This is a genomic window from Vibrio chagasii (genome assembly GCF_002954585.1).
Classification (GTDB): domain Bacteria; phylum Pseudomonadota; class Gammaproteobacteria; order Enterobacterales; family Vibrionaceae; genus Vibrio; species Vibrio chagasii_A.
This window is the reverse complement of record NZ_MSCI01000001.1, coordinates 1,359,060-1,379,540: the sequence shown is the minus strand read 5'-3', so window position 1 is coordinate 1,379,540 and position 20,481 is coordinate 1,359,060. Positions and strand designations below refer to the sequence as shown.

Sequence of the window (20,481 nt, the reverse complement as noted above, 5' to 3'; positions counted from 1 at the left end):
GTGGTTATTATTTAAGATCTGAAGGTAGAAGGTAAATGATTTTTAAAAATAAGGCACTAAAGTCTCTCATAAAATGCATCGTATCTAGGTCGTAGCAGGCTCTCAATTTTAGATTAAATCTCGTAGCGAATAAGCTGATATCTGGTAATCTATAAGCATCTGTAATTTATGTATGCTTTAACACTCTAACAAAATCAGAAGGTTATCAGGAACGAAATGGAAAACTTGATTATTTTAAGTGGTTATAATACTTTAAAAAGTACTTCCCTAGTTTTCGTCCATGTTCATAGTCAGAATGTAAAGATAATAAATCACTGCCTACTAAATTAGCATTTAATTTCTTACTTGGGTGAATTTCATATATAACAGCATCATCTGGTGGATCATTAATAAATTTTTCATTTCTTTCATAGTTTCTTTCATGAATTAGTAACATGTCGATTAATGCAGCTACTTTTGTTTTTGAAAGACACTTTTTAGCAACTTTAAGCCATTGGTGAGATGAGTAAGTCCCCTTGGGGTTAGTGCGAATCACAACAAGATTCTTAAAACCTCGATTATAAGCTTCTTCAACCGGGATCGGTGCGCTTAAACCACCATCGACCCAATACTTTTGATTAAAATAAACTGGGTGACGATTTAGTAGTGGTATTGAGCAAGAAGCTTTTAGACTATCCTCCCAGGAGCCTAGATTTAGATCGAAGAATTCAGCCTTATCCTCGTAAAGGCAAGAAGCGCAGGCAAGAACTTTCTTGTATTTCATATTCTTTTTACCTGTATCCCAATCAAGTTTCAAATTGCTTTTTGTCTCCTCGATCAACCAATCTAGATTCATTGCTCCTTTATTTGAAAATAGGTTGTAATAGTTAAAAAAATGTTTTTTTGTGGTAACTTCAGTAATTACACGATATGCGTGTTGTCGTTGGTTGCAAATATAAGACGCTAAATTTAAAGATCCTGCAGATGCTCCAATTAAAAGAGAAAATGGATTAAAATTATTCTCCATAAAAACGTCTAGTACTCCTGCTGTAAAAACCCCTCTTTGACCTCCCCCTTCAGTAATAAGTGCTAAGCTTGATAAATCATTCACTTTATGAAAAGGCTCAATACTGCTTCTGCAGATGGAAACGTTAACTCCTGACATATTTCACCATTTATCTTAAATAAAGATTAATTTTTCAACTTCTATAGGTGATAACTAGGCATGATAACCATATATAAAAATTTATTAGTTAAATTTTTATAATGCACCTGCCGGATTACTTATAAGTATTTCCATATTGTAACCCGGAGATTTTATTAATTATTTTTAATTTTTAATCTAGAATCCTAAAATAACCTTTAAATTTTACCTGTTCATTTATTTTCTCTTTAGATTTAAAATGCAAAGAGACATTCAACGTGGTATGAAAAAAATTCACCGAATCTGAATAAGGGAATTTTTATTAATATAAAATATTAGATATAAGTAAGGTATATTTTATCAACTAGAACGAGCTGTTGTAGGTAATGCTCTGCCATTCTTAGTTAGAGATATTTGTATCAAATTCAAATCACGATTCCTAAATGCACCAGCGCAGCTAAGTAAATAATATCGCCACATCCTATAAAACATATCGCTATATTTATCTGATATTCTATGCCAATTTTTCTCAAAGTTTTCACACCAAGATAATAGTGTTTTATCATAATCCGGACCAAAATTATGGATATCTTCAATGTTCATCTTTCCTTCTAAAGCAAGGCTTAATTGAGATATGGATGGGATAACTCCATTTGGGAATATATATTTATTAATCCATGGGTCTGTTTTATTTACTGATATTGGACTACTTATGGTATGTAATAAAAATAAACCATCATCTTTCATCAGTTCACATACACATTTAAAAAACTCATCATAGTTTTCAGGCCCGACGTGCTCTATCATACCAATTGAAACAACTTTGTCGTATTTATCATCCACTTCATATTCACGATAATCTTGCAAAATTATATTTACGTCTAATCCTTTTTCATTAGCAATTTTTTTCCCTAATTTCATTTGCTCTTGAGATAATGTTAAGCCATCGCAGATTACACCATAATTTTCTGCAGCATAGTTTATAAAACTTGCCCATCCACAGCCAATATCAAGTAATCTTTGACCTGGCTTTAAGTCTAATTTCCGACATATTAGATCCATTTTTTTTTCTTGAGCTTGGTCTAGGTTTTCAGCTCCATCCCAGTATGCACAAGTGTAAGTTAAACGCTTGTCTAGCATATTTTCATAAAGATCATTACCAATATCATAATGAAAAGGGACATCTTTTTTAACACGATTTATAGATTGCATGTTAAGTATATTTTTCATGCCGATATTTGCTGATATTTTTAGTATGTCTTTTTTTGATAGATGGCGTTCAATATCATATTTCAATAATTTACTAACTAGTATATCAATTCTATTGCAATCCCAAAGATTATTCATATAACCTTCGCCAAAAGCAATCTTCCCTTTTTTTAAAAGGTCTTCATATATCTTATCATTATTTATTTTTATATCCCATTCATTGCTTCCATTGATTTCGATTCCAGCATCTTTAAGAATTTTATTTATTATTTCTTTGCTTGACATATTAGACCTTTATTGATAAGGATAGTTATTTGTTAGATTAAATATTAAATTATTTATATTTCTAACTAATATCAATATAGGGACAATTAAAGTCATTATTACGACAAGATAATGGTTTGCATGATTTTTTCTCCTTATATTATGTGGCTTTGATACTAAATTGATGGCACCAAATCCAAAGTATACTCTCTGATCTGCTACATTGAGGTCATTGATAGTTTCAAATGCGCAAGTTGGCTAGGGTGATTATTTAAAGTTTCTAAGTAATGCTGATGGAGGGATAATTTTGTTATGGAGTAGTGAACAGAGGCTATGATTTCAGGTTCGGTCTTCTTGCTCACATGAATAGAGCAAAATTTTTAGTAATGTTATTTGGCCAGACGAAAGTCTGGCCAAATAAGCTGTGCAATTTATTTGTTAGTTTTTAAAGCGTAGTCACGACTTCATCAAGAGCTAAACGCGCTTTTGGTTTACCGTGGTTGTAGTCTTCGCCGTCTTTGTGGTAACCGATAGCCAGTGCTACATCAACAACGTGACCTTCTAGCTCGTCAGCAAACTCTTCGCTGATCATAGCCGCGTCTACACCTTCCATTGGAGTTGAAGCGATACCAAGGCGCGCAAGTGTGTGCAGTGTGTTACCCAGTGCAATGTACACTTGAGACTTAGTCCAGTTACCGTTGAAACCTGTTTCGTCGGTGTTCATTTCTGCGAATGCGTAAGCACCTAAGAACTGTTCATACATTTCAGCAGGTAGGTGACCAGAGCTTACTTCCGTATCTGCGCGTTTCGCGAATTTCTCTTTAGTGTACTTAGGATCGTGAGCGAACAGGATTGTGTGTGACGCTTCTTTCGCATGTGGTTGGTTAAACTGGAACATGTTCTCGAAAGTGTTGTGGAAACGTTGTTTTGCCTCGTCGCTCTCAATGATGATGAATTTCCAAGGCTGAGAGTTGATAGAAGAAGCTGACAGACGAAGTGCTTCTTTGATTACTTCCATGTCTTCCGCAGAGATGCGTTTTTCTGCATCGTATTTTTTAGTTGTGTAACGAGTGTTTAGATCAGTAATGATTGGATGAGTCATGTTGAATCCTAATATCTATCAATAATAAATGTTGTAGGGTGTTATGTTCGGTAACGTCAACAATAAACGGATAACGCATTTGGGCTTTGTCTCTAATATCATCGATCTTTAATAGAACGGGTTTCTAAGAAACAAGCGCTGAAATGGTCATCGAACATGCCCCGATAAATCGAGTATCTGCGGTAGCTCAAGTCGATGGAGGTAAGATAATAGAAGATTAGCTTGGGAAAAATAGCGAACATATCAAATCACTATGGTAAATAATGTCCATAATGATTCGATAAGTGTGATCTTAATAGGTTTGAATTGTCTAGATTCAGTAGTTTAGTACGCCTTGATGCCATACTGGCGCAATAATGGTGGAAGGACGCTGTCTAGGTTTGGGATATCTTCCGGTGTAATTTCGATTAAGCCAAAACCATGCTCATCATAGATTTTTCTCGTCGCTTCACGTTTTTCCTCGGCGATTGGCGCAGAGTCGGTTCCCCAAAATTGGATGTAGACTTTGCCACTTGGAAGATAAAAGTCACTGATCACTTCTTTTGCTATTGGCAGTGGACGCTCGTACGCATGTACCACACCCGCCATATATAGCCAGTTGTCGATGATTAGCTCTCCCTTTGAACGCACATAGTGCCCATCCAAGGTTCTATGCTTGGCCTCGAACTTTTGGCGGAAGCTAGAGAATGACACATCCGTTGAGTGGCTTTCTGCATCGTGCCCTAGGAATTCAACAACTGATTGCTTCAAACGTTTATTGCGGACTAATGAATCGTGCCATACCACGAATAGGTTTTGTGTGCCTTTATCTTCTCTCTGTTCACCACCGGCCCTTAAACCTGTCGAGGTGACGTGCCAACCGTTTTCTTCTCTTGTTATCCAACCAAGTTCATTGAGCAAGAGGTTAATTTTCTTTGCGCTGAGCTTGAAAGCACTCCCAAGTTGAGTTGCGGTTAGTGTTTGCCCTGAGAAGGTGTCCAAATCGATAAGTAGCTTCTCTGGCCAGACAATGAAGACACCAAACTTTTTGTGTTCTACATACTCCCCACCAAAGCTTTCCCCTCGTTCGGTCAGCACCCATCGATCCTGTGAACGTACGATATATCCGGCCGTTTTTAGGTCACTGAATAGAGTTTTAGCTTCTATATCTCTCTGCTTAGCGAGAGCTGATGTGGAGATCTTGTCTGACATAGTCTTCTCTTAACTCGTTATTGGGCTACTGGATAACGTTGGGGTAGGCGTTACTAGAATAACACATCTATTTTAAGCAATTTCGTTCCTTCATTGTTCATGTATTTTGAGGTTTAGGGGCTGGGAAAATCAGAATTTTGAAAAATAGGCATTAATCTGATTTTTTGTAATTAAATTACAAAACAACAAGCTGAATTCATCTGGGTGCATAGAAAACACACTTGGAATGGCGTTCTTTCATACATGTTTTATAGTTTTTAAGGTGTATCTTTTATTAAGTGTGATCTGGATCGCTAATTATTTTTAATGACTGAATTTATAAGTGTGATAAAGATCTCATGTAAATGAGATTTATTATCGTTAATTTTGCTTTGTAATTTTAATTCATGGCGTTTTTGTGATCTAAATCGTTCCCGATAACCCCTAAGTGTTTTTTGTGTGTGATTGCTATCACGAAAATTGGCTTGAGGTGCATTTTGGAAATGTTGTGATACATTTCAATCAACTTTTGAGCACACATTTTCGGTCATTTGACCAACCAATACACTACGGGGTTCTACCTATGTTATCACCAGAAGCGAAGATCAAGGTTCAAAACTTTGGTCGTTTCTTATCCAATATGGTAATGCCAAACATCGGCGCATTTATTGCGTGGGGTTTCATTACAGCACTATTCATCCCAACAGGTTGGTGGCCTAACGAAACGTTAGCATCAATGGTTGGTCCTATGATCACTTACTTGCTGCCATTATTGATTGGTTACACTGGTGGTAAGATGGTTGGTGGTGACCGCGGCGCGGTAGTAGGTGCCATCACAACAATGGGTGTTATCGTTGGTACTGACATCCCGATGTTCATGGGTGCAATGATTGTGGGCCCACTAGGCGGTATCGCAATCAAGAAATTCGATGAAGCTATTCACGGTAAAGTGAAGAGTGGTTTCGAAATGCTAGTGAACAACTTCTCTGCTGGTATCATCGGCATGATCTGCGCGATCATCGCGTTCATCGTGATTGGTCCTGCTGTGAAAGTTCTGTCTTCTGGTTTAGCGGCTGGCGTTAACGTGATGGTTGAAGCGGGTGCACTACCTCTTGCTTCTATCTTTGTAGAACCGGCGAAAATCCTATTCCTAAACAACGCAATCAACCATGGTATTTTCTCTCCACTAGGTATTCAGCAGTCTGAAGAGATCGGCCGTTCTATCTTCTTCCTAATTGAAGCGAACCCAGGTCCTGGTCTAGGTCTACTACTTGCTTACATGGTATTTGGTAAAGGCAGCGCGAAGCAATCTGCTGCGGGTGCATCTATCATCCACTTCCTAGGTGGTATCCACGAAATTTACTTCCCATACGTTCTAATGAACCCACGTCTAATCCTTGCGGTAATCGCAGGTGGTATGGCTGGTGTATTCACTAACGTAATGTTCAGCTCTGGCCTAATCTCTCCAGCATCTCCTGGTTCTATCTTCGCGATTCTGTTGATGACACCAAAAGGCTCTTACATCGGCGTGATTCTATCGGTTATCGCAGCAACGGCAGTATCGTTTGTTGTAGCGTCAATCCTTCTTAAAACATCAGCGCAAGATGATGAGGAAGATTCACTAGAGAAAGCATCAGCACAAATGAAAGACATGAAAGCGTCTTCTAAAGGTGCAGCAACGGGTGCAGACATCAACCTAGCTGACGTGAAAGCAGTATACGTAGCGTGTGATGCGGGTATGGGTTCAAGTGCAATGGGTGCAGGTCTACTGCGTAAGAAAGTAGATGCAGCGGACCTAAATATCACGGTAACTAATTACGCAATCAACAACTTACCAGCTGATTCACAAATTGTTATTACGCATAAAGATTTAACAGACCGTGCACGTAAAACCATTCCTGGTGCAATGCACATGTCTCTGAACAACTTCTTAGATGGCGCAGTATACGACAACCTAGTAGCAGAACTTGTTGAAGCACAAAGTGGTGAAGCGAAAGTAGAAGCACCGGCTCCTGCGGCAGCACCAGCTCAAGAAGGCAACAAGCTTGCACTGACTAATGACAGCATCTTCCTTGGCCTTAAAGCGACTCAGAAAGAAGACGCAATCAAGTTTGCTGGCGACCAATTAGTGAAACTTGGCAACGTATCTCCAGAGTACGTAGATGGCATGTTTGCTCGTGAAGAGCTTGTATCTACTTACCTAGGCGAGTCTATCGCAGTACCACACGGCACAATCGAAGCGAAGCAATACGTACAAAAAACCGGCATCGTATTCTGTCAGTACCCTGAAGGTATTCAGTGGGGTGAAGATGAAGATGATATCGCGAAGATGGTTATCGGTATTGCCGCTCAAGGCGATGAGCACAACATGGTGCTGATGGCTATTACCAATTCACTTGATGATGAAGACGCTGTGGAATGCCTACAGAACACAACAAACCCTGCTGATGTTCTACGTATTCTTAGCGGAAACTAAAAAGCTCTAGTCAAGCTCCTAAGTGAAGGAGGCCGGTATCCCCCTACTGGCCTCATTTTCGGTCTAAATCTGTCTTAACAAGATTCAGTCTGAATAGCTTACTGCTTAATGTCTCTAGTTAATCATCAGGCATGTTGTTGAGCAGTTAGCTATCTAGATTCAAATATTTATAAGGTCAAAATTATGAAAGCGTTACATTTTGGTGCAGGTAATATCGGTCGTGGTTTCATTGGTAAACTTCTTTCTGACGCTGGTATGAAGGTTACTTTTGCTGACGTAAATGAAACGGTTGTTAATGCGTTAATTGAACGCCAAGAATACCCAGTGAAGATTGTTGGTGAAGAGTGCGTTGTTGAAACCGTTAAGAACGTGACAGCAGTAAACTCAGCAACAAGCGCTGTGGTAGATTGCATTGCTGAGTCTGACATTGTGACGACAGCCGTTGGCCCAACGGTTCTTAAGATTATTTCTAAGTCTATTGCTCAAGGTATCGAGAAGCGCGCAGCGGCAAACAATACTGCGCCAATGAACATCATCGCAGCAGAGAACATGGTTCGTGGTACTAGCCAACTAAAAGCGGCGGTTTTAGAGCATCTTTCTGATGACATGAAAGCGTTCACTGAAGAACATATTGGCTTTGTTGATTCTGCGGTTGACCGTATCGTACCGCCAGCTGAAGCCGGTGAAACTGACCCACTAGCAGTAACGGTTGAAACGTTCAGCGAGTGGATCGTAGACCAAACACAATTTAAAGGTGAGATTCCAAACATCCCAGGTATGGAATGCACTGACAACCTTATGGCTTTCGTTGAGCGTAAACTATTCACGCTAAATACAGGTCACTTGGTAACGGCATACCTTGGCGTGCTTGCAGGCCACGAAACAATCAAAGACGCGATTGAAGACCAAGCAATTTACGCTGAAGTAAAAGCGACGATGGAAGAGAGTGGTGAGGTGCTTATCAAGCGTTACGGCTTTGATCCAGAGGCACATGCAGCATACATCTTAAAAATTCTAGGCCGCTTTGCGAACCCATTCCTACGTGACGAAGTTGACCGCGTTGGCCGTCAACCAATCCGTAAACTGAGCCCACAAGATCGTCTAGTCAAGCCACTGAACGGTACGCTAGAATACGGCCTACCAAATGCACACCTTGTAAAAGCGATTGCCGCGGCTTTCCACTACAAGAATGAAGATGACCCTCAAGCGGTTGAACTTCAGGCAATGTTCGCAGAAAAAGGTTTTGCTGAGACATTAGCGCACTATTCTGAGCTGAATATCGACTCAGAAGTTGTTAAACTAGCGGAACAAGCTTACCTAGCATTGAAATGATAAATCATCAAAGTGCCACACCTGTGGCACTTTCTTATTGCCGAGCCGTTATGCCAATACATCCTAGTCATGAAACAGAATTACTCGAGGCCTTATCTGAAGCTGAGAGTGCTAGCGCCTGCTTGATGGCGGCTTATGATGCATTGGATGATACGGTGGATGCGGTTTTAAAAAACATCTTCAAGAAAGATGACACGGCGATTAAATTCGTTGTCGAGCCACTACTTAACAGCGGTGGGCCTTTAGGCGAAATAATGGTTCGCGGCAAGTTGCTCCTGGGGTTGGGTGTTATCAGTAAAGAGCTTTATGACGATTTAGAGGTTTTTGTAACTTTGAAAGAGTGGGCGAAATTACAAGGTGACGACACCAGCTTTACCGACGTTGATGTTATCTTTGAGCTCAATAAGGTACACGCGATTCAGCGTATTATGCCTATCGAATATGATGCGGAGATGGTCGAAACCATGCCTGGCCCGATGCTTCAAATGTTCTTAGGGCGACATCACCAGAAAGTGAAGTCGACCATTGTTTTGGCTATCACAGACATTATTAACACCTTATGCCGCGACAATGCCTTGAGTTCTTAGATTTCGTTATTGAACGTTTTCATTACGACACAACCACTCGCTACCACCTGTTTTATCCATCCTAGAATAAATATTGATTGCGGTTTCTCTCATTGAGGAATCGCTTTTTGGTATTCACTTTAGCCTTCATTTCTTCTGATATAAGCAAGAGCTGTATCGGAGGTGATTCTCTCGCCTAGCATTCAATCTGATTGTTCAAATTCGTCGCAGTCAGCATATCGACGGCAAATTTCAGGTACAAAAAAAGCCACCGAAGTGGCTTTTTATTTCAACAAGACCTGAAATTATAGGTCTTGGATGTTTTCTGCTTCTAGCTCTTGGAAGTAGCGTAGAGTCTTAACTTTTAACTCTTGTTGAGCTGGCTCGTCAGCAACGATGATAGCTTTACGGTGCATTTGTAGTGCTGTCACAGTCCACATGTGGTTTACAGAACCTTCGATAGCTACTTGTAGAGCTTGTGCTTTGTTGTGACCCATAGTCAGGATCATTACTTCTTCAGCGTCTAGTAGAGTCGCAACACCGATAGTTAGTGCGTATTTTGGTACTTGGTTGATGTCGTTGTCGAAGAAGCGAGAGTTCGCGATGCGAGTTTCTTCAGTCAGCGTCTTGATACGAGTACGAGATGCTAGAGAAGAACCTGGTTCGTTGAATGCGATGTGACCGTCGATGCCGATACCGCCCATGAACAGGTTGATTTTACCGTAAGAACGGATTTTTTCTTCGTAAGCTGCACAGTGAGCGTCGATGTCTTCTGCTTTGCCGTCTAGTAGGTTGATGTTCTCTTCTTGAATATCAACGTGGTTGAAGAAGTTTGTGTACATGAAAGTACGGTAAGACTCAGGGTGGTTAGGATCGATACCTACGTACTCATCCATATTGAATGTAACAACGTTTTTAAAGCTAACTTCACCCGCATTGTATAGTGCGATTAGCTCTTTGTAAGTCGTAAGTGGTGTGCCACCAGTTGGTAGACCAAGAACGAATGGACGATCAGCTGTTGGGTTGAATGCTTTGATCGCTTCAACGATGTGACGTGCTGCCCATTTACCTACTTGTGCCGCGTTGTTTAAAGGAATAAGTCTCATTTTTGTAGCCCCTAAGATAAGTAATTTATAGTGTGCTGAAACATTAATTCGCATTATAAAATAAGTGATCTGTTTCTGCCATTGTTTTAGGTCAAGTTTTTACTTTTTTCGTCATATCTGTGAGTCGAACTCTCAAAATTTCATACCTATTGTATGGATATTTGGTGGCGTTAAACAAGATTAATACGCTTGTCATATATCGCAATCTTGATTTAATTCAGCGCCTGAAAGGGTTCACCGATTTTGAAGTTGGAGTGAGTTAGAGGAGTATAGTAGAGGTGAGCAGATAAGCATGAACCCAGGAGATTGAGCAGCTCTCAAAAAGCCGCAGTAATAGTCGCTTTCTGAAAGGGCTCTTAGCTTTGAATTTGCAAGATCTGGATACTTAGAGATAGCTATTGTGTGCTATCTCTATGAATTTTATATAAATCTTGGTAAAACTTAATGGGTTGGCTAAAATTACTAATCACGAAGTGAAGTCGTGTTTGAAGGCACAAAAAAGCCCAAAGTGATGAGGTATCACTTTGAGCGATTTTACTAATCTTCTAACACTAACTCGCTGTTGTATTCTTCCCTAGGCACTTCGCCGCGTTTACAGCCGTTTAGGGTATGAAAGCGACGGCGTCCGCGAGCCAGTTGAATGTACTTCAACCAAACACGCTCTAACTTGGACTTTGCCTTATGAGGGTGAGACAACACTTTAAGGAAGTGCTTTTCTTCTGCATTGATTGGTGTAAGTTCACCAGTCTCAAGTGCAAGCATAGTGTCGCCAAACAAGGTTAGGATTTCCTCTTCTGAAAGAGTAAAATCCCCTGACTTAGCGAACCCTCGTGGGAATTTAATGGTGTCATAAAAACGTTTTTTTCCATGACGGAATTCGGTCTCAGACATATCAGCCTCAGTAATGTGGTTAGATAGAAATTAGTGTTTATTGCTCACGCGAAAATATTGTTAAAAGGCTAAAATAGGAAACAAAACGTTTTTGCCTTTACGATAAACAATCCTAGATCCGCTAGTTAGCAGATTTATTACAGAGATGTATTTGATGGATGTGAAAGTATTTAAAACCTTTCTTGAGGTTGCAAGGGTACGCCACTTTGGGCGTGCTGCTGAGAACTTGTATTTAACACAAGCGGCGGTGAGTGCGCGGATCAAACAGCTAGAAGGCTATTTTGATACTCAGTTGTTCATCCGTGATCGTAATAACATCAAGCTTACCTCTTCAGGTGAGCGTTTGATTGGTTACGCTGAGGTAATGGTTTCTACTTTGCAACAGGCTAAGTTTGAGCTGTCACTAGAGAGTGGAAAAGCCTTGCAGCTAACGTTGGGTGGCACACCGAATATTTGGGATGCGTATTTACAAAACTGTCTGAGTGTTGTGACGGATTCTTTTGGCGGTTACGGCTTTATGGCAGAGGTGATGGGGCGTGAGCAACTGAACCGTAACTTACTTGAGCGCACCTTAGATATGGCCTTTGCTTTTGACCAGATTAAAGCTGAAGAGCTGAACTGTAAAAAAGTGGCTGATCTCGTGTTAGTTTTGGTATCGACACAACCTGATGATTTAGAATCGGTGTTCCAGCATAAGTATGTTTATGTCGACTGGGGAACTCGTTTTGGTTCTGAGCACGCAGAGCGTCACCCAAAAGTACCCGCACCGTACTTACGCACCTCAACGGCTCGTATTGCACTCGATTTTATTTTAGAGAAAGGGGGTAGTGCCTATTTGCCAGTGTCTCTTGTTGAACCTTTTATCGAGTCAGGACAGTTGTACAAGGTGAAAGGCGTTGAAGACTGGTATCGCCCGATTTACCTAAGCTACCGTAAAAACAGTACCTCAGTAGAGGCGATCATGCAGGTTGAGAAGTTGGTTAACGAGATTGATCCATCGACGGCATACACTCTGCAACAAGCAGCAGAACAAGCACCTGAGTAGCCGTTTAGGCTGTCACTCATTGCTTTGCTGAATAAATAAAAAATGGCTCCTTTTTGGGAGCCATTTTTGTTTAAACCAGAGATATTCATACTGTCCAAGTTAGAGAAAGCTCTAAGTCGGAAAATCGTTTAAGCCTGGTGTGTAACCCATCTAAAAGGCTCTATAGTTTTAAAGCACTCATAGGTTCATTAGGTTTTCAATCGACTCTTCAAGAGAGTGTGACATGTACGAATGGATTGTTTGTCCGTCCGTTGCGTCAATCTCAATCTTAGAAATCTCCTGTTCTACTTGGTCTTCAAGAAAGCCTAGTGATTGCTCGACTGATTGACTGGTGAGAACCTGTTGGTTTGATAAAACAATACGACACGTGTGAAGAACCATAGCCTTTTCCTTTTTATATTCGATAGGTCTCTGCATCTTTGACGTGCTAAGTGCCTATCGTTTGACGTTGTGAGAAGATTGGCTTCTCTGGGTTAAATTTAGTCGAATTGGGTAAAAATAAAACCCTTTCATGTGATTTATCTAACCTTAAGCTCCGAAAATGGCTAGCGATAGTGGTTTTTCAGGATAGACTTTTAGGGCGTGAAGTAAGAATTATTGAAAAAGAGAAGAGCTCAATATGTCGAACAATATTCATCATAACAATGCGTTAACTAATGAGCAATGTCATTTGGCTCGCTATGCGCGAGACGCTCGCTTTGATGGTATGTTTTTCACTGCAGTAAAAACGACGGGGATTTTCTGTCGGCCTATCTGTCCTGCAACACCACCAAAAGAAGAGAACGTCGAATATTTTTCTCATCAGGCTCAGGCATTAAAAGCGGGCTACCGACCTTGTTTACGCTGTCGACCAGACAGTGCGCCTTTCTCACCAGCATGGAAAGGGGTTGAAACCACGTTTCTTAGAGCGATGCAGCTTATCGATAACGGTGCATTAAGCTCAGGGTCGATAACCGATCTTGCTGTGCGTTTGGGGATCTCTGATCGATACTTACGCACCCTGTTCGACAACTATATTGGTGTGTCACCCAAGCAATATAGCCTGTACAGTCAATTAATGTTCGCTAAACAGTTGCTGCACAACAGCAGTATGAGTATTACTGATGTCGGCTTTGCGAGTGGCTTTAATAGCACGCGTCGCTTTAACGATGCATTTCAAAAAGAGCTGAAGCTTTCGCCAAGTCAGATTCGACGAACCAAACCTAGTGATAGTCTGAGTAATCACATCCAACTGGCTTTTCATGGCCCATTAGATTGGAAGCACTTATTAGACTTCTATCGACGCAGAATGATCGAGGGGATAGAAGAGGTTGGGGATGACTATTATCAGCGAACTGTGACAGTAAATGGTTCGAAAGGTTGGTTTAAGGCGACCTTAGCTAAAAAGAACCGATTAGACATTGAATTTGAGTTGGATGATATAAACCAATTACGAGGTTTGATCACTCACATTCGTCGCATGTTCGACCTAGATGTCGACATCGCTAAAGTTGAAGCCTTTTTTGCGACGATAGATCCTAACTTAGTCGCCAGAAGTGGCATTCGTATTCCAGGTGTATGGAGTGCTTGGGAGGCGGGGGTCAGAGCGATACTTGGACAGCAAGTTTCGGTAACAGCTGCGATTGGTCAGTTAAACCTATTGGTTAAAGAGCTTTCTGAATCAGATAAGAAAACCTATTTTCCGACACCGAAACAAGTAGCGGAAGCTGATGTGAGCTTTTTGCGAATGCCAGGAAGCCGTAAGGAGACCTTAAAGCGTTTTGCCGAATACATGACCGACAATCAATCCGAGCACCCTTCCAAATGGATTGACCTAAAAGGCATTGGCCCTTGGACCATACAATACGCATTACTGCGTGGCTTGAGTGAACCGAATCATCTGTTGGTGGGTGATTTAGTTGTGAAGAAGTTTATCGAGCACCGACCGGCTATCAATATAGAGAGTGTTTCACCGTGGGGCAGTTACGCTACGTTCCACTGCTGGAATCAGTCTTAATAGAAAGAGTAACCCGCGAAAGTCCGCAATACAAAGTAGGAGTAATCATGGCGAACCGTTTTACATATTATGACAGCCCGTTAGGCACTGTGACTCTGCAAGCGAATGAGCAAGGCTTACTCGGAGTTTGGTTTGAAACACACACAACGAAACCGGAAGACTTAGGTATACAAGAAGATAGCTTTCCGATCTTCCAATCGGTCAAAGAGCAGCTCGAACGTTATTTTGCAGGAGACGCCGTTCAATTTGATGTACCAATCGCTGCCAAAGGCACTCCTTTTCAGCAATCGGTTTGGCACGCTCTTACTACTATTCCTTACGGAGAAACATGGAGCTACGCTCAGTTAGCCGACGCGATCGGTAATCCAAAAGCGGTACGAGCTGTGGGGTTAGCCAATGGCAAGAACCCGGTATCAGTGATTGTTCCGTGTCATCGAGTGATAGGCAAGAATGGCAAATTGACGGGTTACGCTGGCGGGATTGAACGAAAACAGCGCTTATTGACGATTGAGGGGATTGGCCAAGAATAGATCGCTTGGTTATTGGATTTTTGGTTAACTGATGCCTCGCAGTGTTGAACCTAGCCTAGAGACCTTAAAAGTGTGACTTTGCAAAAAGGTTGGCGCTTTCTGGAAAATACTTATTTGGTTGTATATCCTTTTAGTTATGTTCTCTAGGCAAGGATGCCCAAATGAATAGTCAAATCCCTTTCTTACTCAGTTGCAGTAGTACGCTGTTACTGACAGGTTGTTTAAGCGATACCAATCAACCTTTTGAAGTCTCACAGCTGGTTCTATTTAAAGGTATGTATGAAAGTACTGATAACGACAGCTATTTGCTTTTTGAATCGGGACAAGTCACTTATCAGACGACAGATAACACGGTGACACGCAGTTATAGTGTCGATGATGCTTTGATTACCATTGAGCTGAACTCAGGAAGCAGTCGAACGGATTCAGACTTGGTGATGCGCATTCAACAGCAGGGTGAGGTACTGACATGCAACCAATGCCCAGCTGTTCAATTGAGTAACGTTTGGACCCGAGTCGAAACCCCGCATCAAGAGGGTTCATCTAACTAGAATAACCCACCGTTAAGCCATAAGTGAGCTGCGATACTGACCGCATAGCCAATCATGATGACTGGCATCCACTTTAGGTGTCCAAAGAAGGTGTACTTGCCATGAGCTGCGCCCATCAATGCCACACCAGCTGCACTACCGATAGATAATAAGCTTCCCCCAACGCCAGCGGTTAACGTAATCAGTAACCAGTTACCCATCGACATTTGTGGCTCCATTGATAACACTGCAAACATCACCGGAATGTTATCGACGATCGCAGACAATATACCCACCATGATATTCGCCCAAATCGGATTCCATTGGCTATACATTACGCCTGAAGCGAGTTCTAAGTAACCAAGCAAGCTCAAACCACCGACACACATTACCACCCCGTAGAAGAAGAGTAATGTGTCCCATTCGGCATGAGAGACTCTTCGAAATACATCAAAAGGCACAACAGAGCCGAGTCGTTTCAAGGCTCCTTCATCGTTATTCGCAATTGCCACGGCTTTCTTCTTAGCCAGCGAATTCGGCAGTGTTTTTCTCAGGAAATACCCAAAGAACTGGAGGTATGCGAGCCCCATCATCATGCCCATTACTGGTGGGAAGTGCAGGACGGCGTGGAAAGCAACCGCTGTCCCTATGGTCATAATGAATAAGAATACAATTCGTCTCGCACCTCGTTTCAATTCAACGTGTTGATGTACCGTATCAGGCTGAGTGGTAGGCACAAAGTAAGACATGATAAGAGCAGGGACGAGGTAGTTCATCATTGAAGGAATGAATAAGGGGATGAACTCACTAAAACTGACATAGCCTGCCTGCCATACCATTAAGGTAGTGATGTCGCCAAATGGACTGAACGCGCCTCCTGCATTCGCCGCTATCACAATATTCACACAGGCGAGGTTAACAAACTTAGGGTTATCTCCTGCGACTTTAAGTACCACGGCACACATTAATAAAGCCGTTGTCAGGTTATCGGCTATCGGAGAGATAAAGAACGACAAAATACCGGTTAACCAGAATAGAGAGCGAAAATTAAAGCCTTTACCCACCATCCAAGCTTGTAGCGCATCAAATAGTCTTCGCTCTTCCATCGCGCTGATGTAAGTCATGGCGACGAGCAGGAAGAGTAGTAGTTCGGCGTACTCTAATAGGTTGTGTTCTAGGGCTTGCTTCGCGACTTCAACCAGATTGTGTTCTTGGTACGTGAAACCAATGATGATCCAAATAAGGCCTGCAGCAAGTAAAACGGGTTTGGACTTTCGCAGCTTTAGATACTCTTCCATCATCACTACAACGTAAGCAATAACGAAAATTGTTAGCGAGAGGTAGCCAGCAAATGAGTTGGTTAGCTTGAGAGGTTCCCCGAGTTGGGAGGTAGCTGCCCCTGCCACCGCAGAAAAACACAGTAAAGAGAGGACAACAGAAAGCTGGATACCTAGCATGGATTACGCTCCAAAGTTAATAAGTTATTAACACGCGTAAAAGCGTAGACTTAAATAACCGTGTGGAGTGTGATAGATATCTTAATAATTCAACAGATTACAGGGAAAGCGAGAGACTGTGAGGTGGGCTGAAGTACGGCCTTGTGCGTCTCAAATTACAATCTTGTACACGCGAGTGATAAAGAAAAAGCCCTACCGGGCTTAGTCCGATAGAGCTTATTCTGTGTCGCCAACATTATGCAGCATTACGATCAAACGTCATTGTTTGTTCTGCAGCACATATCTCAACAGGCCAGCCATAGGATTGGTATTCCATCGCAAGTTTGTCCGCAACTACGCGAGATACCGTGGCAGTGATCCACATGCCTTTACCCATTACCTGATATTTTAGTGTTTTCATTTCCATTTTTGTCACCGTTTTCCTTCTATATTGGCTGCGCGAAGTCTATAGCACCTCTTGAGGCTGGAATTTCGAATCAAGCTCAAATCCTTTATAAAATGGCTCATGAATTCGGCTTGGAATAAAACTCAATCAGCAGAATGAAAACGGTTGCGTTTTGGAAGATAAATCACGATTTAAGTGCCTGTATTATAATTAAATAAAAATTTAACTAAAAATTCATGTAAGAGATATCTCACATAATTATCAGAGATCGGACTATCCAGAATGTTATCCGTTGAGCACTGATTTTTGTGTCTCGTCTGTATGTTTTCGGTTGCGCTATTGCAGCAAAATTTATTTAGTTTTGTATGTGAAATATGAGGATTTTGTCAGTTTATATTTCGATATCTAAACTATAGTCACAGTTTTATATGTTGCCTATCATCTTTAATTTAAACCGATACTCTGTTTGATTTTGGTCATTAACCTTCTTCTCATTAGTTTGCACTATCTATGCGTGTTCTGTTCCACATAAACTAGATGTATAGAGGTCCTTATGACTAATCCAACGAAAACCGATCGTAAAGTCACGATCGGCAGTTACATCGCACTCGCCTTTGCGGTTGTGTTTTTCTCCGGCTTGATGCAGTCCAATGAATGGTATGGCGTATTCGATTTTACGACGCTTAACGGCTCATTCGGTAAAGTGGCTTACGATGTAAGTGAATCTGCTGATGGTATTCAAGCGGCAACCACCTCTTTGCGTGGTAAAGGCGGTAGCGGTGCTCGTGACGGTTTCATTTTTGCTCTGACACTTATTCCGACCGTGATGTTTGCTTTGGGTATGATCAACGTACTTGAGCACTACGGTGCGCTAGACGCTGCTCGTAAACTGCTTACTCCACTACTTCGTCCGCTTATGGGCATTCCTGGTAACTCAGGCTTGGCACTGATCGCTTCTTTGCAAAGCACCGATGCAGGTGCAGCGATGACTCGTCAGCTTAAAGATGAAGGGCATCTAACTAAGCGTGAAACTGATGTCTTTACCATGTTCCAATTCACAGCAGGTGCGGCGATCGTTAACTTCTTCTCGTCGGGTGCTGTGCTATTTACTCTAACCGCGATGGACGGTTCTCTGGCAGTAACGTCATCTATTGGCCTTGCTGTTGCGGTAATGTTCATCTTTAAGTTTGTGGGTGCCAACCTATTCCGTATCTACCTCAATATTACTGAAGGCAAAGAAGACAAACCAAAATCAGACAAAGAACAAAAACTGGAAGAGGAAGTAGCATAATGAGCGAAGTAAAAGCAAAGAAACCAATGGTGACTGATATTTTCGTTGAAGGTGCTAAGAAAGGCTGGGTTATTGCGACCACCTCGACAGTGCCAAATGTTCTGATGGCGTTTGTAATCATCAAAGCATTGCAGATTACGGGTGCATTGGATCTGATGGGTAGCGTTTTTGCTCCAATCATGGCGGTGTTTGGTTTGCCGGGTGAAGCTGCTGCGGTATTGATCGGTGCGTGGATGTCGATGGGTGGTGCTGTGGGTGTGGTAATCACGCTGTTTGACCAAGGTATCTTGAATGGCAATCATATTGCGATCTTAGCGCCAGCTATTTACTTGATGGGCTCACAGGTTCAATACATGGGTCGTATCATGGGACCAATTGGTACCGAAGGCCGTTACATTCCAGTGATGATCGCTATTTCAGTGTTGAATGCGTTTGGTGCGATGTTCCTGATGAGAATTATTCTGTAGCCTAGCTTTTGATATTTCTTAGGCTTTAGAAAAAGGAAACCCCGTTTGGCTTTTACCAAACGGGGTCTATTCTTTTTGTAGCCATCTTGCTACTGCGCGTTACTTATCTTTCAATAGGTAACTGGTGCTCCCTGCATCGTTCCTTGACGTGGCTAAATCCTTTAACCTATCCAATCCATCGCCTTCCTAGCGGTGTCCTTGCAAACTCATCATCCTGATAAGTGACTCTATCCTAGAGCATAACTTCCTTGCTGATAACTCATCCTAAGTCATCAAATCTTCATCCTGAAGATACCTAATCCATTAGGCTTTTTCCTGTTCCTGCCAACTCCCTGTCGACACGTATATAAACACTCTCGAGGCTTCTCCGACAATCTACCTCAAGCAAATAATCTGAAGGCAAAGCTAAGAAAAACTGTGCGTACTCATACAAAACAAGGGCTTGGGTTTGTAATCTAGGATTTTTCTGCGAAGCTTGATTGTAATCTCTTACGTTTGTTGTGAGAGATCTCTTATATATGTGCGGGCGTGAATGCTCCTTGTTTGCTGAATACAGATAGGTTGAGGTAGCCCGCCGAATAAACTAACCAGTAGGTAATGATAATGGTTACAGCGTTATATGCTTCGTTGCTCACGTTAGTCATGTTATGGCTTTCCATTGAGGTGATTAAGCAAAGAAGAAATAATCAAGTAGCATACGCAGATGGTGGTGTTGAATCGTTACAAGTGGCTCGTTCCGCTCAAAGTAACGCAATGGACTATATTCCGATTACCGTGATACTGATGGCGTTGCTAGAGTTCAACGGCGCCAATGTATGGCTGATTCACGTTATTGGTATTGCTTTTGTTGCTGGTCGTATTATTCATGGAAAAAGCATTCTTGCTCGTAGCCTGAAGGGAAGAAAGCAAGGCATGTATTTGACCTTTGCCAGCATGGTGTCTTTAGTTGTTCTAAACTTGATTTATCTTCCGTTTGATAAGCTTATGTAGGACAAGCATGGCGCTACGCCTCCCTCCACCATAGATGATTGTACTAACAGGGTTAGTGCTGAATATTCTGGCCATTGTTGTGTCGAGTCTAGTGCTGGATAAAATGGTGGTTGAACAAGCTCAGTATCGAGAGCGCCAACAGGGCAATGTCTACTCGATTCAGTTGGCTTGGAATACGATTAAAGCTTTAGAGCGTAAGCGTGAATCTATGTTGCTGCACATGGATAATAGTACTTCTTCAAGTTCGGCGGTGACGCCGGAATTAAAAGAAGCGATGCGCGGTCAGCTTGGTGCGTGAGTCAGTGGCGAAGTTCCAGAGATTACTGTCGAAAACCTTTCTCATGTCATGATGCTGATTAACCAAGCTCAGTAATCGCAACGCACACGCATCGATGACTTCTACCTTGATAATCTAACCTTATCTGAACTCCTCCAAGCTCTTGAAGAGCTGATGACCCTCTATAAAAATATCGCGATCTTTCTTCAGATCTTTGGTTTAGCATTGATTCTTGCGCGTGACCTAGCGAGACGAAATTAACCGTTCTACAACT

The 20,481-nt window shown here is 41.8% G+C and carries 19 protein-coding genes and 1 pseudogene; 11 read left to right on the top strand and 9 right to left on the bottom strand.

All coding sequences use genetic code 11. The features are described 5' to 3' along the window. Positions 1-229 precede the first annotated feature (229 nt). The 4 genes from BTO10_RS06400 to BTO10_RS06385 all read right to left on the bottom strand — a co-directional run bounded on the left by BTO10_RS06400 (position 230) and on the right by BTO10_RS06385 (position 4,889). The gene (locus tag BTO10_RS06400) at positions 230-1,144 is read right to left on the bottom strand and encodes a patatin-like phospholipase family protein (RefSeq protein WP_105023986.1); all 915 of its coding nucleotides are present in this window, start codon (positions 1,142-1,144) and stop codon (positions 230-232) included. Between the two features lie 339 nt (positions 1,145-1,483). After that, positions 1,484-2,617, bottom strand: coding sequence for a cyclopropane fatty acyl phospholipid synthase (cfa, locus tag BTO10_RS06395; RefSeq protein WP_105023985.1), 1,134 nt, complete (start codon positions 2,615-2,617; stop codon positions 1,484-1,486). A gap of 424 nt (positions 2,618-3,041) precedes the next feature. After that, entirely contained in the window at positions 3,042-3,698 is a 657-nt protein-coding gene (locus BTO10_RS06390; RefSeq protein WP_102426648.1) for a nitroreductase family protein, read from the bottom strand. Positions 3,699-4,022: 324 nt separating this feature from the next. Next, entirely contained in the window at positions 4,023-4,889 is an 867-nt protein-coding gene (locus BTO10_RS06385) for a glycerol kinase (RefSeq protein ID WP_105023984.1), read from the bottom strand. A gap of 562 nt (positions 4,890-5,451) precedes the next feature. On the opposite strand from BTO10_RS06385, the gene BTO10_RS06380 reads away from it, so the two are divergent. The 3 genes from BTO10_RS06380 (at position 5,452) to BTO10_RS06370 (ending at position 9,263) form a co-directional block, all read left to right on the top strand. Next, positions 5,452-7,344: a PTS mannitol transporter subunit IICBA gene (locus BTO10_RS06380; protein WP_105023983.1), complete on the top strand. Its 1,893-nt coding sequence runs from the start codon at positions 5,452-5,454 to the stop codon at positions 7,342-7,344. 183 nt (positions 7,345-7,527) lie between these two features. Beyond that, positions 7,528-8,676, top strand: coding sequence for a mannitol-1-phosphate 5-dehydrogenase (locus tag BTO10_RS06375; protein WP_105023982.1), 1,149 nt, complete (start codon positions 7,528-7,530; stop codon positions 8,674-8,676). Between the two features lie 50 nt (positions 8,677-8,726). After that, a complete protein-coding gene (locus tag BTO10_RS06370) occupies positions 8,727-9,263 on the top strand; it encodes an MltR family transcriptional regulator (RefSeq protein ID WP_219846855.1) in 537 nt (178 codons plus the stop codon). 284 nt (positions 9,264-9,547) lie between these two features. Here the strand turns inward: BTO10_RS06370 and nagB are convergent, their stop codons facing one another. Continuing rightward, complete coding sequence (gene nagB / locus BTO10_RS06365) at positions 9,548-10,348, bottom strand: glucosamine-6-phosphate deaminase (protein WP_063524791.1); 801 nt, start codon at positions 10,346-10,348, stop codon at positions 9,548-9,550. Between the two features lie 537 nt (positions 10,349-10,885). Continuing rightward, on the bottom strand, positions 10,886-11,239 hold the full coding sequence (locus tag BTO10_RS06360) for a DUF413 domain-containing protein (protein ID WP_105023980.1): 354 nt from the start codon (positions 11,237-11,239) through the stop codon (positions 10,886-10,888). A gap of 154 nt (positions 11,240-11,393) precedes the next feature. Here BTO10_RS06360 and BTO10_RS06355 point away from each other — a divergent pair, with 154 nt between their 5' ends. Then, on the top strand, positions 11,394-12,284 hold the full coding sequence (locus tag BTO10_RS06355) for a LysR family transcriptional regulator (RefSeq protein ID WP_105023979.1): 891 nt from the start codon (positions 11,394-11,396) through the stop codon (positions 12,282-12,284). A gap of 177 nt (positions 12,285-12,461) precedes the next feature. Here BTO10_RS06355 and BTO10_RS06350 read toward each other — a convergent pair whose 3' ends face one another. Beyond that, a complete protein-coding gene (locus BTO10_RS06350) occupies positions 12,462-12,665 on the bottom strand; it encodes a hypothetical protein (RefSeq protein ID WP_063524788.1) in 204 nt (67 codons plus the stop codon). A 238-nt stretch (positions 12,666-12,903) separates the two neighbouring features. Here BTO10_RS06350 and BTO10_RS06345 point away from each other — a divergent pair, with 238 nt between their 5' ends. From BTO10_RS06345 to BTO10_RS06335, 3 genes are all read left to right on the top strand, one after another. Continuing rightward, on the top strand, positions 12,904-14,280 hold the full coding sequence (locus BTO10_RS06345) for an AlkA N-terminal domain-containing protein (protein WP_105023978.1): 1,377 nt from the start codon (positions 12,904-12,906) through the stop codon (positions 14,278-14,280). A 47-nt stretch (positions 14,281-14,327) separates the two neighbouring features. Next, on the top strand, positions 14,328-14,810 hold the full coding sequence (locus BTO10_RS06340) for a methylated-DNA--[protein]-cysteine S-methyltransferase (protein ID WP_004737017.1): 483 nt from the start codon (positions 14,328-14,330) through the stop codon (positions 14,808-14,810). 161 nt (positions 14,811-14,971) lie between these two features. Next, positions 14,972-15,361, top strand: coding sequence for a hypothetical protein (locus BTO10_RS06335; RefSeq protein ID WP_105023977.1), 390 nt, complete (start codon positions 14,972-14,974; stop codon positions 15,359-15,361). On the opposite strand, the gene nhaD is transcribed toward BTO10_RS06335, so the two are convergent. Together nhaD and BTO10_RS23435 are read right to left on the bottom strand one after the other, a co-directional pair. After that, positions 15,358-16,797, bottom strand: coding sequence for a sodium:proton antiporter NhaD (gene nhaD, locus BTO10_RS06330; protein WP_004737019.1), 1,440 nt, complete (start codon positions 16,795-16,797; stop codon positions 15,358-15,360). The genes BTO10_RS06335 and nhaD overlap by 4 nt on opposite strands. A gap of 235 nt (positions 16,798-17,032) precedes the next feature. Then, positions 17,033-17,203, bottom strand: coding sequence for a hypothetical protein (locus BTO10_RS23435; RefSeq protein WP_004737020.1), 171 nt, complete (start codon positions 17,201-17,203; stop codon positions 17,033-17,035). Between the two features lie 532 nt (positions 17,204-17,735). Between BTO10_RS23435 and BTO10_RS06325 the strand changes: the two genes are divergently transcribed. The 4 genes and pseudogenes from BTO10_RS06325 (at position 17,736) to BTO10_RS06310 (ending at position 20,468) form a co-directional block, all read left to right on the top strand. Continuing rightward, complete coding sequence (locus BTO10_RS06325) at positions 17,736-18,473, top strand: nucleoside recognition domain-containing protein (RefSeq protein ID WP_004737022.1); 738 nt, start codon at positions 17,736-17,738, stop codon at positions 18,471-18,473. After that, entirely contained in the window at positions 18,473-18,940 is a 468-nt protein-coding gene (locus tag BTO10_RS06320; protein WP_105023976.1) for a YjiG family protein, read from the top strand. The genes BTO10_RS06325 and BTO10_RS06320 overlap by 1 nt, the downstream gene beginning before the upstream one ends. A gap of 603 nt (positions 18,941-19,543) precedes the next feature. Further along, entirely contained in the window at positions 19,544-19,930 is a 387-nt protein-coding gene (locus BTO10_RS06315) for an MAPEG family protein (protein ID WP_105023975.1), read from the top strand. A gap of 34 nt (positions 19,931-19,964) precedes the next feature. Then, positions 19,965-20,468, top strand: a pseudogene (locus BTO10_RS06310) (DNA mismatch repair protein). The last annotated feature ends 13 nt before the right edge of the window (positions 20,469-20,481 follow it).

Bases quoted from the DNA above. Each gene is read 5' to 3' on its own strand.
- BTO10_RS06340 (WP_004737017.1), top strand. From the start codon at position 14,328: ATGGCGAACCGTTTTACATATTATGACAGCCCGTTAGGCACTGTGACT.
- BTO10_RS06360 (WP_105023980.1), bottom strand. From the start codon at position 11,239: ATGTCTGAGACCGAATTCCGTCATGGAAAAAAACGTTTTTATGACACC.
- BTO10_RS06400 (WP_105023986.1), bottom strand. From the start codon at position 1,144: ATGTCAGGAGTTAACGTTTCCATCTGCAGAAGCAGTATTGAGCCTTTT.
- BTO10_RS23435 (WP_004737020.1), bottom strand. From the start codon at position 17,203: ATGGAAATGAAAACACTAAAATATCAGGTAATGGGTAAAGGCATGTGG.
- BTO10_RS06380 (WP_105023983.1), top strand. From the start codon at position 5,452: ATGTTATCACCAGAAGCGAAGATCAAGGTTCAAAACTTTGGTCGTTTC.
- BTO10_RS06355 (WP_105023979.1), top strand. From the start codon at position 11,394: ATGGATGTGAAAGTATTTAAAACCTTTCTTGAGGTTGCAAGGGTACGC.
- BTO10_RS06335 (WP_105023977.1), top strand. From the start codon at position 14,972: ATGAATAGTCAAATCCCTTTCTTACTCAGTTGCAGTAGTACGCTGTTA.
- nhaD (WP_004737019.1), bottom strand. From the start codon at position 16,797: ATGCTAGGTATCCAGCTTTCTGTTGTCCTCTCTTTACTGTGTTTTTCT.
- BTO10_RS06345 (WP_105023978.1), top strand. From the start codon at position 12,904: ATGTCGAACAATATTCATCATAACAATGCGTTAACTAATGAGCAATGT.
- cfa (WP_105023985.1), bottom strand. From the start codon at position 2,617: ATGTCAAGCAAAGAAATAATAAATAAAATTCTTAAAGATGCTGGAATC.
- nagB (WP_063524791.1), bottom strand. From the start codon at position 10,348: ATGAGACTTATTCCTTTAAACAACGCGGCACAAGTAGGTAAATGGGCA.
- BTO10_RS06320 (WP_105023976.1), top strand. From the start codon at position 18,473: ATGAGCGAAGTAAAAGCAAAGAAACCAATGGTGACTGATATTTTCGTT.
- BTO10_RS06350 (WP_063524788.1), bottom strand. From the start codon at position 12,665: ATGGTTCTTCACACGTGTCGTATTGTTTTATCAAACCAACAGGTTCTC.
- BTO10_RS06315 (WP_105023975.1), top strand. From the start codon at position 19,544: ATGGTTACAGCGTTATATGCTTCGTTGCTCACGTTAGTCATGTTATGG.
- BTO10_RS06370 (WP_219846855.1), top strand. From the start codon at position 8,727: ATGCCAATACATCCTAGTCATGAAACAGAATTACTCGAGGCCTTATCT.
- BTO10_RS06325 (WP_004737022.1), top strand. From the start codon at position 17,736: ATGACTAATCCAACGAAAACCGATCGTAAAGTCACGATCGGCAGTTAC.
- BTO10_RS06375 (WP_105023982.1), top strand. From the start codon at position 7,528: ATGAAAGCGTTACATTTTGGTGCAGGTAATATCGGTCGTGGTTTCATT.
- BTO10_RS06390 (WP_102426648.1), bottom strand. From the start codon at position 3,698: ATGACTCATCCAATCATTACTGATCTAAACACTCGTTACACAACTAAA.
- BTO10_RS06385 (WP_105023984.1), bottom strand. From the start codon at position 4,889: ATGTCAGACAAGATCTCCACATCAGCTCTCGCTAAGCAGAGAGATATA.